The organism is Ventosimonas gracilis, assembly GCF_001580025.1.
In the GTDB taxonomy this organism is placed as follows: domain Bacteria; phylum Pseudomonadota; class Gammaproteobacteria; order Pseudomonadales; family Pseudomonadaceae; genus Ventosimonas; species Ventosimonas gracilis.
In genome coordinates this window covers 1-312 of record NZ_LSZO01000155.1, presented here as the reverse complement: position 1 = coordinate 312, position 312 = coordinate 1, and the positions used below count along the sequence as shown (strand labels likewise).

At 42.0% G+C, this 312-nt stretch carries 1 protein-coding gene; it reads right to left on the bottom strand.

The window, feature by feature from the left end; all coding sequences use genetic code 11:
• The coding region (locus AXE65_RS13330; protein ID WP_193393240.1) for a replication initiator protein A at positions 1-312 on the bottom strand (312 nt) is incomplete at both ends.

Below are 312 nucleotides of genomic sequence, written 5' to 3'. Positions count from 1 at the left end.
TCAACCAAACCAAAGCCTTCCCGCGCTCTATATCCCTTAATCGCTATATTGGTTTCTATCCTTGTCCCTGCCAGCCTCTTTAGCATTTGAACCGCTAAAGCATATCCTCTACCACCTATACTTCTATTTGTAGATTTTAAAAAATCATACGTGGTAAATCTAACTTTTCTATTTATTACCTCTCCCCGATTTTTAGCGTCCACAAGCTGGCTAATGCAATACAGCCAAATATCTTTGTCATGTATTGTGGCGCAACCGTCATAGCCTGGCTTTATTGTTAGCGTGCAACCATTGCGCTCATAGACGCGCACT